This window comes from Streptomyces sp. CY-1 (assembly GCF_047218265.1).
Lineage (GTDB): Bacteria > Actinomycetota > Actinomycetes > Streptomycetales > Streptomycetaceae > Streptomyces > Streptomyces niphimycinicus.
This window is the reverse complement of sequence record NZ_CP178393.1, coordinates 7,841,805-7,857,408: the sequence shown is the minus strand read 5'-3', so window position 1 is coordinate 7,857,408 and position 15,604 is coordinate 7,841,805. Positions and strand designations below refer to the sequence as shown.

Sequence of the window (15,604 nt, the reverse complement as noted above, 5' to 3'; positions counted from 1 at the left end):
CGCTCAATCTAGTGTTCCCGCGCGGGGAGTTCAGCGACCCGGGCGGTGCCGTCTCACTCGCGGGGTCCCCAAAGCGGTCACCTGATCCGTAAGGCGGACACCGGATCCGTAAAGCGGTCGCTGGATCCGTAAGGCGGACACCGGGTTCGTAAGGCCGCCGCCGGATCCGTAAGGCGGTCGTCGGGCTATGGCCGTGGCGGACAAGGCAACACGCGCAGTGCTCCCGAACGGAACATGCCTCATCCGGTGCCGCGCCCCTAGCCTGCGACTAAAACCGCTGTTCTTTCCCCTGGAGCCCCTCATGACCGAACTGTCCGGAGGCCCGTCCCTCCCCCAGGAGCGTCGCGTCGTCACCGCCATTCCCGGCCCGAAGTCGCAGGAGCTGCTCGCCCGTAAGAACGCGGCGGTCGCCGGTGGGGTGGGGAGTGTGCTGCCGGTCTTCACCGTGCGCGCGGGCGGCGGTGTGATCGAGGACGTGGACGGCAACTCGCTGATCGACTTCGGTTCCGGTATCGCCGTGACCTCCGTCGGCTCCTCCGCGGAGGCCGTCGTGCGCCGGGCGTCCGCGCAACTGGCCGACTTCACCCACACCTGTTTCATGGTCACGCCGTACGAGGGCTATGTGGAGGTCTGCGAGGAGCTGGCCCGGCTCACGCCCGGCGACCACGCCAAGAAGTCGGCGCTGTTCAACTCGGGCGCCGAGGCTGTGGAGAACGCGGTGAAGATCGCCCGTTCGTACACCAAGCGCCAGGCGGTCGTCGTCTTCGACCACGGCTACCACGGCCGCACCAACCTCACCATGGCGCTCACCGCCAAGAACATGCCGTACAAGCACGGCTTCGGCCCCTTCGCGCCCGAGGTCTACCGCGTTCCGCTCGCCTACCCCTACCGCTGGCTGACCGGCCCGGAGAACTGCGCCGAGGAGGCCGCGACCCAGGCCATCGACATGATCAGCAAGCAGATCGGGGCGGAGAACGTGGCCGCGATCATCATCGAGCCGATTCTCGGCGAGGGCGGCTTCATCGAGCCCGCCAAGGGCTTCCTCCCCCGGATCGCGGAGTTCGCCAAGGCCAACGGCATCGTCTTCGTCGCGGACGAGATCCAGTCCGGCTTCTGCCGCACCGGCCAGTGGTTCGCCTGTGAGGACGAGGGCATCGTCCCGGACCTGATCACCACCGCCAAGGGCATCGCGGGCGGTCTGCCGCTCGCCGCCGTCACCGGCCGCGCGGAGATCATGGACGCGGCGCACTCCGGCGGCCTCGGCGGCACCTACGGCGGAAACCCGGTGGCGTGCGCGGCGGCGCTCGGCGCGATCGAGACGATGCGCGAGCTGGACCTCAATGCCAAGGCCAAGCGCATCGAGGAGGTCATGAAGGGCCGCCTGGCCGCGATGCGGGAGAAGTACGACATCATCGGCGACCTCCGCGGCCGCGGCGCCATGATCGCCATCGAACTGGTGAAGTCCGGCACCAAGGACCCCAACCCCGAGGCCACGGCCGCCGTCGCCAAGGCGTGCCACTCGGCCGGGCTGCTGGTGCTGACCTGCGGAACCTACGGCAATGTGCTGCGTTTCCTGCCGCCGCTGGTGATCGGCGAGGACCTTCTGAACGAGGGTCTCGACGTCCTCGAGAGCGCCTTCGCCGAGCTGTGACTGTGGGTGATCGATGGGTGGCGTGAAGAAGATGTGCGGGGCCGATGACAGGTGGGTGATCGGCCTGTCCGGCGGGGCTTCGCTGCCGTACGGTCATTCCAGATGAGAGAAACACCCCGCTCGCAGGGGACTGCGGGCGATGCCGAGCCGGTGCTTCCCCAGCCCCGACCCGGCTGTGCCCTCGCGCACACCACTGGAGCCTCCGGCTCCGGATCTCCTCACCGATCGGACGGCCGCCCGCCCCAAACCCCCCGGGGCGCGCGGCACACCGGTCGCCACGGCGGCCCCGGAACTACCCCCCCTGTTCCGGGGCCGCCGACTGTTCACTCCCCTTCCGCGCCCCGGGCGCCGTTCGTCACGCCCCGCGCACTCCTCACGCCCCGCGCGCTCTTCACACCCCTCGCACTGATCGCACTGCTCGCGCTGTGCACCTGGCAGATCGCCGCCCGCGGCCCCCTGCGGACCTACGACGAACGGCTCGGCCGCGCGATCGCCGGCTCGGCGTTCCCCTCCCCCATCGCCGAATTCCTCGCCGACCTCGGCAATACGGCGGTGGCGGTCCCCGTCCTCGCCGTCGCGCTCTGCTGGGCGGCGTGGTGCGCCCGGCGCGCGGGAGAGCCGCGCTGGTGGCTGCCGCCGCTGGCCGCCGCCGTGTCGATGGCGGCGGTTCCGGCGCTGGTGGTTCCGTTCAAGGCGCTGATCGACCGTCCCGGCCCGCCCGGTCCGCTGGCGGGCGAGACCGGATTCTTCCCGTCCGGCCATGCCGCGACGGCCGCCGTCGCCTATGGCGCGGCGGCGCTGCTCCTCCACCCTCTTCTGCGCCCGCGGCTACGGCGGCCCCTCCTGGTAGCCGTCGCCGTACTGAACCTCGCCGTGGCCGCCGGACTGGTCCGGCGCGGCTACCACTGGCCGCTGGACACCGTCGCGAGCTGGTGTCTGTGCGGTCTGCTGCTGTGGGCGACGCTCCGGCTGTGCCGGAGCGGCCAGGGTGACGGTCTGAACCGGTCGCGCCCCGGCGGCTAGCGGAAAGCGGCCCGCGAAAGCCGCGGTCACCACGGGCCGCACCGAACGGCCCGGAGTGACCTCAGCCGAGCACGGTCTCCCCGTCCTCCGGTCTCCCCGTCCTCCGGTCTTCCCGTCCTCCGGTCTTCCCGTCCTCCGGTCCTAGCTGTCGAAGCCCAGCCCCACCTTGTCCATGGCCTTCAGCCACAGATTGCGGCGCCCGCCGTTCTCGTCGGCCCGGGTCATGGCCCACTGGGTGATGCCGATGCCCGCCCAGCGCACCGGCTCCGGCGGGAAGGGCAGGGGCTTGCTGCGGACCATCTCCAGGCGGGTGCGCTCGGTGCGCTCGCCGGCGAGCAGATCGAGCATCACCTCGGCCCCGAAGCGGGTCGCCCCGACCCCCAGTCCCGTATAGCCGAGGGCGTACGCCACCCTGCCCCCGTGCGCGCTGCCGAAGAACGCGGAGAAGCGCGAGCAGGTGTCGATCGCGCCGCCCCAGGCGTGGCTGAAGCGCACGCCCTCCAACTGCGGGAAGCACTGGAAGAAGTGCTGGGCGAGGGTGCGGTAGGTGGCCGGGTGGTGATCGTATTCGGCGCGCACCCGTCCGCCGTAGCGGTAGATGATGTCGTAGCCGCCCCACAGGATGCGCCGGTCGGCGGTGAGCCGGAAGTAGTGGAAGTGGTTGGCGGTGTCGCTGAGTCCCTGCCTGCGCTGCCAGCCGATCGCCTCGAGCTGCTCCTCGGTGAGCGGTTCGGTCATCAGCGCATGGTCGTAGACGGGGGCGATGAACGGGCGGACGCGGCGCACCAGGGCGGGGAAGGCGTTGGTGGCGAGCGCCACCTGGCGGGCGCGGACCCGGCCGTAGGGGGTGCGGACGGCCATCGCCGCCCCGCTGCTCGCCAGCCGTTCGGCCGGGGTGTGCTCGTAGATCCGTACGCCCAGCTCGGCGCAGGCCCGTGCCAGGCCCCAGACGAGCTTGGCGGGGTGCACCATGGCCACGCCCCGGCGGTCCCACAGCCCGGCCAGGAAGGTGGGCGAGTCGACCTCGGCGCGTACCGCGTCGCGGTCGAGGAACTCGGGCGGCTCCAGGCCGAGGGCACCGGCCTGTTCGACGGTTTCGCGCAACTCCTCGACCTGGTGGGGCGCGGTGGCGACATCGATCTCGCCGGTGCGTTCGAAGTCGCAGTCGATGCCGTAGCGCTCGACGGCGGATTCGATGGCGTCGAGGTTGCGCAGGCCGAGCCGTTCGAGTTCGGCCAGTTCACCGGGCCAGCGGGCGGCGCCGTTGCCGAGGCCGTGGGTGAGGGAGGCGGCGCAGAAGCCGCCGTTGCGTCCGGAGGCGGCCCAGCCGATCTCCTGGCCCTCGACCAGGACCACCTCGCGGTCGGGGTCGCGCTCCTTGGCGATCAGGGCGGTCCACAGTCCGCTGTAGCCGCCGCCGACGACGAGCAGATCGCAGCGCTCGTCCCCGACGAGGGCGGGGCGGGGGCGGGGCCTGCCGGGGTCGTCCAGCCAGTACGGCCGGTACGCGGCGTCGGCCAGGGCTTTGAGGGCGGACGGGCCGGGGGCGCTGTCGCCCCCGGGCGAGCGGGTCATGGCGTCCGTGGCCATGGTTTTCAGCTCCTCTTGCGGCGGGCGCCGGCCAGTTGGCCGGCGAGAACGCACAGCACCGCGACGGCGAACATCGCCGTGCCGATCACATTGATCTGCACGGGTGTGCCGCGCTGTGCCGATCCCCAGACGAACATGGGGAAGGTCACGGTCGAACCGGCGTTGAAGTTGGTGATGATGAAGTCGTCGAAGGAGAGCGCGAAGGACAGCAGCGCGCCCGCGGCGATACCGGGCGCGGCGATCGGCAGGGTGACGCGCACAAAGGTCTGCGCCGGGGAGGCGTAGAGGTCCTGGGCGGCCTGTTCCAGCCGGGGGTCCATGGACATCACCCGCGCCTTGACGGCCGTCACGACAAAGCTCAGGCAGAACATGATGTGGGCGATGAGGATCGTCCAGAAGCCGAAGTCAACGCCCATGTTGAGGAAGAGGGTGGCCAGCGAGGCGGCCATGACGACCTCGGGCATGGCCATCGGCAGGAAGATCAGGCTGTTGACCGCGGAGCGGGCCCGGAAGCGGTAGCGGGCCAGCGCGAAGGCGATCATCGTGCCGAGGAGGGTCGCGCCGATCGTCGCCCATATCGCGAGCTTCAGGCTGAGCGAGAGCGAGCCGCACATGTCGGCGACGCCGCACGGATCGGTCCATGCCTCGGTGGAGAACCGCTGCCATTGGTAGTTGAAGCGCCCGTTGGGCTTGTTGAAGGAGAAGACCAGGACGACGACATTGGGCAGGATCAGATACGCGAGGGTGCCGAGCCCCGCGATGACCACCAGGTTCCGTCGTATCCAGCGCGTCAGGGCCGTCACACCAGGTCCTCCGTCCCGGACTTGCGGATGTAGACGGTGACCATCGTCAGGATGGCCGCCATGAGGATGAAGGACAGTGCCGCCGCCGTCGGATAGTCCAGGACCCGCAGGAACTGCGACTGGATGACGTTGCCGACCATCTTCTGGTCGGCGGAGCCGAGCAGTTCGGCGTTGATGTAGTCGCCGGTGGCGGGGATGAAGGTGAGCAGCGTGCCCGCGACGACCCCCGGCATGGACAGCGGGAAGGTCACCTTCCGGAAGGTGGTGGCGGGCCGGGCGTAGAGATCGCCCGCGGCCTCGTGGAGCCGGGGGTCGATGCGCTCCAGCGAGGTGTAGAGCGGGAGGATCATGAAGGGCAGGAAGTTGTACGTGAGCCCGCAGACCACCGCGAGCGGGGTGGCCAGCACCCGCTGTCCCTCGGTGATTCCCAGATAGCTGGTGACGTCCAGGATGTGCAGCGAGTTGAGCGCGCCCACCACCGGGCCGCTGTCGGACAGGATCGTCTTCCAGGCCAGGGTGCGGATCAGGAAGCTGGTGAAGAACGGCGCGATGACCAGGATCATCACCAGATTGCGCCAGCGGCCCGCCCGGAAGGCGATGAGGTACGCGAGCGGATAGCCGAGCAGCAGGCACATCACGGTGGCGGTGGCGGCGTAGAGCACCGAGCGCAGGAACTGCGGGTAGTACTCGCTCAGCGCGTCCCAGTAGGTCTGGAAGTGCCAGGTGACCTTGAAGCCCCCTTCGAGGGAGCCGGTCTGGACGGAGGTCGACGCCTGGTAGATCAGCGGCGCGGCGAAGAAGATCAGCAGCCAGAGGATGCCGGGGAGCAGCAGCCAGTAGGGCACCAGCCGCTTGCGGACGGCGGGCTTGAGAAGGGGCGGCTTCTGTACGGGCTCGGGCGCGGGCCCAGCGGTGTCCGGCGGGGCGTCGGGAGTGGCTGTGGCCGTCCCCTCTCCCCGCTCAGTCCCGGCGCGCTCCGACGCGCGGGCTTCCCTCGTCACTGCTCGCTCCTTCGTCGCTGCGCGGCTCCTCAGTCCAGCCCGCGCAGCGCGCCGGGACACGCTCACGAGGCCTCCTCGTCCAGCTCCGTACCCGCGTCGATGTCCTGGGTCGCGTCGAGGCCGAAGGTGTGGGCGGGGTTCCAGTGCAGGACGACCTCGGCGCCGGGGACGAGCCGGGCGTCGCGCTCGATGTTCTGCTCGTAGACGGTGATCTCGGGGCAGTCCGGGGTGGTGATGAGGTACTGGGTGGAGACGCCGATGAAGCTGGAGTCGGCGATCCGCCCGGTGAGCCGGTTGCGGCCCTCGGGTATGGTCCCGGCGTCCTCGGCATGGCTCAGGGTGATCTTCTCGGGACGCACCCCTACCAGCAGTTTCCCTCCCGTGCGGACGGGGGCGCTACATCGGTCGGCGGGCAGTGAGAGCTTGCCGCCGGCGGCGGCGAGGACGAGGTCGCCGCCGCTCTTGTCGGTGATCTCGGCCTCGATGAGGTTGGAGGTGCCGAGGAAGTTGGCGACGAAGGTGGTGCCGGGGTTCTCGTAGAGGTCGGCGGGGGCGCCGCGCTGTTCGACCCGGCCGCCGTTCATCACCGCGACCGTGTCGGCCATGGTCATGGCCTCCTCCTGGTCGTGGGTGACATGGATGAAGGTGATGCCGACCTCGGTCTGGATGCGCTTGAGCTCGAGCTGCATCTGACGGCGCAGCTTGAGGTCGAGCGCGCCCAGCGGTTCGTCGAGCAGCAGCACCCGGGGGTGGTTGATCAGAGCCCGGGCGACGGCGACGCGCTGCTGCTGGCCGCCGGAGAGCTGTTGCGGCCTGCGGCGCGCGAAGTCGCCGAGCTGGACCAGCTCCAGCATCTCCTCGACCTGCTTCTTCACCGACTTGACGCCGCGCCGGCGCAGTCCGAAGGCGACGTTCTCGAAGATGTCGAGATGCGGGAAGAGGGCATAGCTCTGGAAGACCGTGTTGACGGGCCGCTTATGGGGCGGGAGGGCGGTGATGTCCTCATCGGCGAGCCGGACGATGCCGCTGGTGGGCTCCTCCAGTCCCGCGATCATGCGCAGTGTGGTGGTCTTGCCGCAGCCGGAGGCGCCGAGCAGGGCGAAGAAGGATCCCGCGGGCACGTACAGATCGAGCGGCTGGACGGCGGTGAAGGACCCGTAGGTCTTGCTGATCCCGGTGAGACGGACGTCGCCGCCGGAGGCGAAGGTGGCACTGGGGTCGGTCATGGGGTGGCTTCCCTCGTCTGTCAGGCGCCGGTGAGCTTGGTGAACTTTTCCTCGAAGACTGTCTCTTCCTCGCTCGAGAGCGAACGGAAGGCATGAGACTTGGCGGTCATCTCCTCGTCGGGGATGATCAGCGGGTTCTCCGCCAGGCTCTTGTTGATCTTCGCCAGCTCATCGCGGACCCCGTCGACCGGACATTGGTAGTTGATGAAGGCGGCGACCCTCGCGGCGTTCTTGGGCTCGTAGTAGTAGTCGATGAGCCGCTCCGCGTTCTTCTTGTGGCGCGCCTTGTTCGGGACCAGCAGATTGTCCGTGGAGGTCATATAGCCCGCGTCCGGGACGGCGAACTCCACCTGGGGCTTGTCCAGTTGGAGCTGGACGAGGTCGCCCGCCCAGGCCACGCACGCCGCCAGGTCGCCCTGGCCGAGGTCGCCGGTGTACTCGCCGCCGGTGAACCGGCGGATCTGCCCGCGGTCGACGGCCTTCTGAATACGGGCGAGGGCGGCGTCGTAGTCGTCGGCGGTGACGTCCTCCGGCCGCTTGCCCATGTCGAGCAGGGTCAGCCCGACGGTGTCGCGCATCTCGGTCAGCATGCCGACCCGGCCCTTGAGCTTCGGGTCCTCCAGGAGCTGCGTGATGGAGGTGACCTTACGGCCGCCGGTGGCCTTCTTGTTGTACGCGATGACGGCGGGGATGCCGGTCCAGGGGTAGGAGTAGGAGCGGCCCGGGTCCCAGTCGGGGGTGCGGAAGCCCTCGGCCAGGTTGCCGAAGGCGTGCGGCAGGTTGGCCGAGTCCAGCTTCTGCATCCAGCCGAGCCGGATCATGCGGGCGGCAAGCCAGTCGGTGATGCAGATGAGGTCACGGTCGATGCTCTGGCCTCCGGCGAGCTGCGGCTTGATCTTCCCGAAGAACTCGACGTTGTCGTTGATGTCCTCGGTGTACTTCACCGCGATACCGGTGCGCCGCTGGAACTCGTCCAGGGTGGGGTGGCGCTTCTTGTCCTTGCTGACGTCCATGTACTCCGACCAGTTGGAGAAGTTGACCTTCTTCTCCTCGTCGGAGTGGTCATCGGAGGCGTTGTTGGCCTCGGTGCGCCCCGCGGGCGGGATACCGCAGCCGCCGAGCGCCCCGAGCCCGCCGACGGCGATCGCCCCGGCGCCTCCCGCGCGCAGCAGGGAGCGGCGGGTGAGCGCCATCCGGCCACTGGTCATGGAGCGCCGTATCGCGGCGATCTGCGGTGGGGACAGGCTCTCGGACTCGTGCCGTGCTTCCATAAGCTGTGCCTTTCGAGGGTGTCGGCCGGTGGCGGCCGGCCGAGGCCACGCGGGGGTGGCCGCACATTCAGGTCTGTCGGTCAGGTCTGTCGATCCCCGAAGACCGTGCGGTGCCAGTCCTTGCGGACCACTGCGGTGTTGTCGAACATCACATGCTTGACCTGCGTGTACTCCTCGAAGGAGTACGCCGACATGTCCTTGCCGAAGCCGGATGCCCGCACACCGCCGTGCGGCATCTCGCTGATGATCGGGATGTGGTCGTTGATCCAGACGCACCCCGCCCGGAGTTCGCGGGAGGCGCGGCCCGTCCGGTAGACATCGCGGCTCCAGGCGGAGGCGGCGAGACCGTAGGGGGTGTCGTTGGCGAGTGCGATCCCCTCGTCGTCGCCGTCGAAGGGGAGGACCACCAGGACCGGACCGAAGATCTCGGACTGGACGATCTCGCTGTCCTGGGGCGCGCCGGTGATGAGCGTGGGCCGGTAGTAGGCGCCCTTGGCGAGGTCGCCGCCCGGGGCGTCGCCGCCGGTGACGACGGTGGCGTAGCCGCGGGCCCGGTCCACGAAGCCCGCCACGCGGTCGCGCTGGGCGTGGGAGACCAGCGGGCCGAGGTCGGTGTGCGGATCGAAGGGGTCGCCGAGCCGTACGGACGCCATCAGATCGGCGACGGCGGCGACGAACGCGTCGTAGAGCGGGCGCTGGACATACGCGCGGGTGGCCGCGGTGCAGTCCTGTCCGCTGTTGATCAGCGCGCCAGCGACGGCGCCGTGCGCGGCGGCCTCCAGGTCCGCGTCGTCGAAGACGACGAAGGGCGCCTTGCCGCCGAGTTCGAGATGGATCCGCTTGACGGTGGAGGTGGCGAGTTCGGCGACCCGCTTGCCGACCGCCGTCGATCCGGTGAAGGAGGTCATCGCCACCGCGGGGTGGGAGACCAGCCACTCGCCCGCCTCCGCGCCGGTGCCGCTCACCACGTTGATGACACCGTCCGGAAGGCCCGCCTCCGTGGCCGCCTGCGCGAACATCAGCGAGGTCAGCGGCGTCAGTTCGGCGGGCTTCAGCACGATGGTGTTGCCCGCGGCGATGGCCGGGAGGACCTTCCAGGCCGCCATCTGGAGGGGGTAGTTCCAGGGGGCGATGGAGCCGATGACCCCAATGGGCTCGCGGCGGATGTACGAGGTGTGGTCACCGCTGTACTCACCGGCGGCCTTGCCCTCCAACTGGCGGGCGGCGCCCGCGAAGAAGGAGGTGTTGTCGATGGAGCCGGGCACATCGAACTCGGTGCTGAGCTTGATGGGCTTGCCGCACTGAAGCGACTCGGCGTAGGCGAGGTCGTCCGCCCGCTCGGTGAGCACCGCGGCGAAGCGGTGCAGCGCGTCGGACCGCTCACCGGGGGTGGCGCCCGCCCATTCGGGGAAGGCGGCCCCGGCCGCGGCCACGGCGGCGTCGACATCGGCCGCACCGGCGAGCCGGTAGTCGAACACCTGCTCGCCGGTGGCCGGGTCGATGACCTGATGCGTGCCCTCGGAGCCGCCCTGGCGCAGACGGCCCGCGATGTACTGGGCACCGTCGGCGAACCGCTCCGTCACGTCGAACCGCTGATCCATCGCGCTCTCCTCCGCCGGTCCGCCCCAACGAGGCGCGGCGTAGCTCCAACCGGAATTGAAGGCTGATCCTGACAGAGAGCCTTCGCTTCAACAAGGGATTCCGTTGTTGCTTTTTGATTTCGCGACGGATTCAGTGATCGGAGCGGCTCCGGTGTCACCGTTTCCGCGCCGGATCCCGGTCCGGACCGACGGTTTGGACAGCCGGGCCGGACGCCGGGCGGGATGCCCGGCTCGGATGCCGGCCCGGGGTCGCTCCGGGTGTCGGTCCGGACCCTCCGGTCTAGAAGATGGAGTCGATGGCGGCGTCCACCGCCGCGACGTAGATCACCGGGAGCACCATGCCGATGATTCCGCAGACCAGACCGGCGGTGGCCGAGCCTCCGTTGTTCGCCTGCCCCCGGCCGGCCTTCCCCTTGCCGATGGCGCCGAAGATGATCGCCAGGACTCCGAGGATGACCGCGAAGACCCACAGGAAGTAGGTGATCCCGCAGACCAGGCCGACGATGCCGCAGACCAGCGCGGCCGTGCCCATGCCGTTGTTCAGCCGCATCGGCATCCCGGCCGCCCCCGGGTGGACGGGCGGCGCGGCGGGGTATCCGGCTCCGGGGTACTGCGGTGGCTGGGCCGGCGGCGCGGGCATGGCGTAGGGATTGGCCTGGGGGTCGTACGGATCCTGCGGCGGACCGGGCATGGCGCTGGACATCGGTGGTCTCCCCTCCTGGTGAACGTCCGGCAATGTTATGGGCATGCCGCATTCCGGGACAGCTCGATTGCCCAGGTCGGCGCCGCTGTCGGCGGTGCCTGCCGGTGGGGGGCGGGAGCGTCCCGGGAGGCCGGTCGCGATGTGGGAGGCGCGTCAGCGGCCGATATCGGCGACCGGGAGCACCGCGGCGGCCGAGACATCGGCATAGCCCGGATCGTCATCGCCGTCCGAACCGTCGTCCCCGGTGGCGATGTAGACGAAGATCATGGCGACGCTCGCCACCACGGCGACCACGCCGAGGATCACCCCGGCGAGCGCGGAACCGCCATTGGTCGCCTCGCCGCTTGCCGCCCTGGCGCGGCCGAGCACCCCGAAGACGATGGCGAGCACACCGAGGATGATGCCGAACACGATGCTCGGGGAGAGGACCAGGCCGATGATGCCGAGCACCAGGGCGGCCGTGCCATGACCGTTGTTCGGCACATACGTCCCGCCCGGCCAGCCCTGGCCGTACGTCCCGCCGGGATAGGCGGCGCCGGGGTAGGCGGTGCCCGGATATCCGGAACCGGAGTATCCCGTGCCGGGGTGGGCGGTGCCCGGGTAGCCGTAGCCGGGATAGCCCGGCACCCCGCCGTACGGGGACTGCTTGGGGGGCGCCTGCTGCCCGTATCCGGTGTGGCCGTATCCCGGCTGGGCGTATCCCGGCTGGGCGTATCCGGTCGGCCCGTAGCCCGCCGAGCCGTACGGCCCGGCGGCCGGATAGGCGCTGGGCGTGCCCGGGCCGGTCGGCGCGGGCGGCGGCGGGGGCACCGCGCCCGGCGCGGCCACGGGGCCCGGCGGGGGCGGCGGAGGGGACGGGGGCGTCGGGCCCGCCATGGCGGTATAGGAGGTGAGGGTCGGCTGCTCGGCCACCGAGGGGCGGGGAGCCGGTTGCCCTTGTCCGGCCGCCGCCTGGTCCATCGGGCTCTTGTCCATCGCGACCCGCTGCGCCGGTGGAGCCCAGGGGTCGCGCTCGCGCGGTTCGGGCTGCCTCGGCCGCCCGGGCCGCCGTGGCTCATCCCGCGGCTCGGACGGGTCGTGCTGGTCGGCCATGAAGCTCCCCCACAAAGACGTCCGCCCATGCTACGGCCTGTGGCGGGCCCGTCGGCGACACACCATACGATGACCGGAACCCGCCGCCGGCGGGCGTCTCCCGGAGGTTTCGTTGACCGATCTGACCACCTTCATCGCCGGGCTGCCCAAGGCGGAGCTCCATGTGCACCACGTGGGGTCCGCGTCCCCGCGCATCGTGGCCGAGCTGGCCGCCCGGCACCCCGACTCCAAGGTGCCCACCGACCCCGAGGCACTCGCCGAGTACTTCGTCTTCCGGGACTTCGCGCACTTCGTCGAGATCTATCTCTCCGTGGTGGACCTGATCCGCAACGCCGAGGACGTCCGGCTGCTGACCTACGAGATCGCCCGCGACATGGCCCGGCAGAACATCCGCTACGCCGAGCTGACCGTCACCCCCTACAGCTCGACCCGGCGCGGCATCCCGGACACCGCCTTCGTCGAGGCGATCGAGGACGCCCGTAAGGCGGCCGAGTCGGAGTTCGGCACGGTGCTGCGCTGGTGCTTCGACATTCCCGGCGAGGCCGGTCTCGAGGCCGCCGAGGAGACCGCCCGGATCGCCTGTGAGCTGCGCCCCGAGGGGCTGGTCGGCTTCGGCCTCGGCGGCCCGGAGATAGGGGTGCCGCGCCCCCAGTTCAAGCCGTACTTCGACCGGGCCATCGCCGCCGGGCTGCGCAGCGTGCCGCATGCGGGCGAGACCACCGGACCGCAGACGATCTGGGACGCCCTGATCGAGCTGCGGGCCGAGCGCATCGGCCATGGCACCAGTGCCGTCCAGGACCCGAAGCTGCTCGCCCATCTCGCGGAGCATCGCATTCCGTTGGAGGTCTGCCCGACCTCCAACCTCGCCACGCGCGCCGTCGCCACGCTCGATGAGCACCCCCTGAAGCAGATGGTCGAGGCCGGGGTGATCGTCACGATCAACAGCGACGACCCGCCGATGTTCGGCACCGACCTCAACACCGAGTACCAGGTCGCGGCCCGGCTGCTGGACCTGGACGCGGCGGGCGTCGCGGCCCTGGCGAAGAACGCCGTCGAGGCGTCCTTCCTGGACGCCGAGGGCAAGGCGCGGCTCGCCGCGGAGATCGACGCCTATACGGCGGTCGCGGGCCGATGAGGGCGGCGGGGGCGCGCTGCGTCCCGGTCGGCCACCGCGGCGACCCGTATGTGTGCCGTGAGAACACCCTGCCCTCGATCCGCTCCGCGGTGCGCGCGGGGGCGGGCGCGGTCGAGATCGACGTACGGCTGACCCGGGACGGGGTGCCGGTGCTGCTCCACGACGCCACGCTGAAGCGGCTGTGGGGCCAGGACCGGCCGCTGTCCGGGCTGACCGCCGACGAGGTGCGGCGGCTGACCGGCGGGGGCGTCCCGACCCTGCGCGAGGCCCTCGCGTGCGCCGGTTCCACCCGGCTGCTGATCGACCTGCCGGACGCTTCCGCCGCGCCCGCCGCCGTCGCCGAGGTACGGGAGAGCGGGGCGGGCGACCGGGTGTACTACTGCGGCGCCCTGGCCGCCCTGCACGCCGTGCGCCGCGCGGAGCCGGACGCCGAGATAGCGCTGACCTGGACGACGCTGGCCCCGCCCGGTGCGGCGCTGCTGGCCGCGCTGCGCCCCCGGTGGCTCAACTACCGCTTCGGGCTGGTCTCCCGGGAGCTGGTCGCCCGCCATCACGCCGACGGGCTGCTGGTCTCCGCCTGGACCGCCGACACCCGGCGGTCGATGTCGCGGCTGCTGCGGGCGGGCGTCGATGGCATCACCACCAACCGGGTCGGCGCCCTGGCGGCCCTTCTGCTCAGCGGCTGATCATCGGCTGACGGGCTTCGTACAGTTCGTACAGGCCGCGTCGCCGGTCCGTAGTGGCGGAACCCCGGCTCGGACGCGGCCGGGCCGCCCGGCCCCACTTGGTCATGACAGGGGATCCTGCCATGACCAAGTGACAAGCCCGGCGCGGGAATCGGCCGGGGTCGGCCCTGATCGGCCCGGAACCGGCCCGGGATCAGCCCAGCGACGTCATGACGTGCTTGATGCGGGTGTAGTCCTCGAAGCCGTAGGCGGAGAGGTCCTTGCCGTAGCCGGACTTCTTGAAGCCGCCGTGCGGCATCTCGGCGACCAGCGGGATATGGGTGTTGATCCAGACGCAGCCGAAGTCCAGGGCCTTGGACATCCGCATCGCGCGGGCGTGGTCCTTGGTCCACACCGACGAAGCGAGGGCGTACTCCACGCCGTTGGCGTACGAGATCGCCTGCGCCTCCTCGGAGAAGGACTGCACGGTGATGACCGGGCCGAAGACCTCGTTCTGGATGATCTCGTCGTCCTGCTTGAGCCCGGAGACCACGGTGGGCGCGTAGAAGAAGCCCTTGTCGCCGACCCGGTGGCCGCCCGCCTCGACCTTGGCGTGGGCGGGGAGCCGGTCGATGAAGCCGGAGACCTGGGCCAACTGGTTGGCGTTGTTCAACGGCCCGTACAGCGCGTCCTCGTCGTCGGGCGCGCCGGTCTTGGTCTCGGCGGCGGCCTTGGCGAGCGCGCTCACGAACTCGTCGTGGATCGACTCGTGGACCAGCACCCGGGTGGCGGCCGTGCAGTCCTGACCCGCGTTGAAGAAGCCCGCGACCGAGATGTCCTCGACCGCCTTGGGGATGTCGGTGTCCTCGAAGACGACCACGGGGGCCTTGCCGCCCAACTCCAGATGCACCCGCTTGACGTCCTTCGAGGCGCTCTCGGCGACCTGCTTGCCGGCCCGCACCGAGCCGGTGATGGACGCCATGGCGGGCACGGAGTGCTCGACCATCAGCCGGCCGGTCTCGCGGTCGCCGCAGATCACGTTGAAGACGCCCTGCGGATGTCCCAGTTCCGCCAGCACTCCGCCGATGATCTCGGCGATCAGCACGGTGGAGGCGGGGGTGGTGTCCGAGGGCTTGATGACGACCGTATTGCCCGCGGCGAGGGCCGGGGCGAACTTCCATACGGCCATCATCATCGGGTAGTTCCACGGTGCGACCTGGGCGCAGACCCCGACCGGCTCACGCCGGATGATCGAGGTGAGACCCTCCATGTACTCACCGGCCGAGCGGCCCTCCAGCATCCGGGCCGCGCCCGCGAAGAAGCGGATCTGGTCGATCATCGGCGGGATTTCCTCGTCCCGCGTGAGACCGATCGGCTTGCCGGTGTTCTCGGACTCGGCGGCGATCAGCTCCTCCGCCCGCGCCTCGAAGGCGTCGGCGATCTTGAGCAGTGCCTTCTGGCGCTCGCCGGGCACCAGGTCGCGCCAGGCCGGGAAGGCGGCCTCGGCAGCGGCCATCGCCGCGTCCACGTCCGCCGCGCCCGAGAGCGGCGCGGTGGCATAGGGCTCGCCCGTGGCCGGGTTGACCACCTCCGTGGTCCGCCCGTCCGCGGCGTCCCGGAACGCTCCGTCGATGTAATTGCGCAGACGACGCAGTTCGGTGGTCACGTGCCACCCCTCCTGTTGGCTGTCCGATGGGTGAGACATCCACAGTAGTCGCCGGGGCTGCGCTTTCAACATACCCGCCACACCAGAACAACGGAATCAGTGTTTTCAGGGCCCCTGAACGACGAAATTCATCGATGAAGGGTTGCGACACGAGCGAGGCTCGTGCACAGTGAGGGT

Annotated in this window: 13 protein-coding genes; 4 read left to right on the top strand and 9 right to left on the bottom strand. The window is 70.4% G+C overall.

Features of this window, described 5'->3' with window-relative positions; genetic code table 11:
- Window positions 1-301 precede the first annotated feature (301 nt).
- Both gabT and ACK1X7_RS33885 read left to right on the top strand, forming a co-directional pair.
- A complete protein-coding gene (gene gabT, locus ACK1X7_RS33890; protein WP_413116076.1) occupies window positions 302-1,651 on the top strand; it encodes a 4-aminobutyrate--2-oxoglutarate transaminase in 1,350 nt (449 codons plus the stop codon).
- Between the two features lie 102 nt (window positions 1,652-1,753).
- Window positions 1,754-2,674 (top strand): phosphatase PAP2 family protein, encoded by a 921-nt coding sequence (locus tag ACK1X7_RS33885; protein WP_413116075.1) that lies wholly within the window; start codon window positions 1,754-1,756, stop codon window positions 2,672-2,674.
- A 141-nt stretch (window positions 2,675-2,815) separates the two neighbouring features.
- Here the strand turns inward: ACK1X7_RS33885 and ACK1X7_RS33880 are convergent, their stop codons facing one another.
- The 8 genes from ACK1X7_RS33880 to ACK1X7_RS33845 all read right to left on the bottom strand — a co-directional run bounded on the left by ACK1X7_RS33880 (window position 2,816) and on the right by ACK1X7_RS33845 (window position 11,961).
- Window positions 2,816-4,264: an NAD(P)/FAD-dependent oxidoreductase gene (locus tag ACK1X7_RS33880; protein WP_385139318.1), complete on the bottom strand. Its 1,449-nt coding sequence runs from the start codon at window positions 4,262-4,264 to the stop codon at window positions 2,816-2,818.
- Between the two features lie 5 nt (window positions 4,265-4,269).
- Window positions 4,270-5,067 carry an ABC transporter permease gene (locus tag ACK1X7_RS33875; RefSeq protein ID WP_078644035.1) on the bottom strand — a complete coding sequence of 266 codons (798 nt, stop codon included), beginning with the start codon at window positions 5,065-5,067 and terminating at the stop codon, window positions 4,270-4,272.
- The gene (locus ACK1X7_RS33870; protein WP_413116074.1) at window positions 5,064-6,068 is read right to left on the bottom strand and encodes an ABC transporter permease; all 1,005 of its coding nucleotides are present in this window, start codon (window positions 6,066-6,068) and stop codon (window positions 5,064-5,066) included. The genes ACK1X7_RS33875 and ACK1X7_RS33870 overlap by 4 nt, the downstream gene beginning before the upstream one ends.
- A gap of 62 nt (window positions 6,069-6,130) precedes the next feature.
- Window positions 6,131-7,294: an ABC transporter ATP-binding protein gene (locus tag ACK1X7_RS33865; RefSeq protein WP_385139312.1), complete on the bottom strand. Its 1,164-nt coding sequence runs from the start codon at window positions 7,292-7,294 to the stop codon at window positions 6,131-6,133.
- Between the two features lie 20 nt (window positions 7,295-7,314).
- The gene (locus ACK1X7_RS33860) at window positions 7,315-8,565 is read right to left on the bottom strand and encodes a polyamine ABC transporter substrate-binding protein (RefSeq protein WP_413116073.1); all 1,251 of its coding nucleotides are present in this window, start codon (window positions 8,563-8,565) and stop codon (window positions 7,315-7,317) included.
- 80 nt (window positions 8,566-8,645) lie between these two features.
- A complete protein-coding gene (locus ACK1X7_RS33855) occupies window positions 8,646-10,166 on the bottom strand; it encodes a gamma-aminobutyraldehyde dehydrogenase (RefSeq protein WP_385139306.1) in 1,521 nt (506 codons plus the stop codon).
- 280 nt (window positions 10,167-10,446) lie between these two features.
- Window positions 10,447-10,869: a DUF4190 domain-containing protein gene (locus ACK1X7_RS33850; RefSeq protein WP_385139303.1), complete on the bottom strand. Its 423-nt coding sequence runs from the start codon at window positions 10,867-10,869 to the stop codon at window positions 10,447-10,449.
- A gap of 153 nt (window positions 10,870-11,022) precedes the next feature.
- Window positions 11,023-11,961, bottom strand: a complete 939-nt coding sequence (locus ACK1X7_RS33845) for a DUF4190 domain-containing protein (protein WP_413116072.1) — start codon at window positions 11,959-11,961, stop codon at window positions 11,023-11,025.
- Window positions 11,962-12,073: 112 nt separating this feature from the next.
- Here ACK1X7_RS33845 and ACK1X7_RS33840 point away from each other — a divergent pair, with 112 nt between their 5' ends.
- On the top strand, window positions 12,074-13,096 hold the full coding sequence (locus ACK1X7_RS33840) for an adenosine deaminase (RefSeq protein ID WP_216347592.1): 1,023 nt from the start codon (window positions 12,074-12,076) through the stop codon (window positions 13,094-13,096).
- Window positions 13,093-13,782, top strand: coding sequence for a glycerophosphodiester phosphodiesterase (locus tag ACK1X7_RS33835; RefSeq protein WP_385139297.1), 690 nt, complete (start codon window positions 13,093-13,095; stop codon window positions 13,780-13,782). Before ACK1X7_RS33840 ends, ACK1X7_RS33835 begins: the two co-directional genes overlap by 4 nt.
- 193 nt (window positions 13,783-13,975) lie before the next feature.
- Here ACK1X7_RS33835 and ACK1X7_RS33830 read toward each other — a convergent pair whose 3' ends face one another.
- Window positions 13,976-15,427, bottom strand: coding sequence for a gamma-aminobutyraldehyde dehydrogenase (locus tag ACK1X7_RS33830; protein ID WP_382960114.1), 1,452 nt, complete (start codon window positions 15,425-15,427; stop codon window positions 13,976-13,978).
- Window positions 15,428-15,604: the final 177 nt, after the last annotated feature.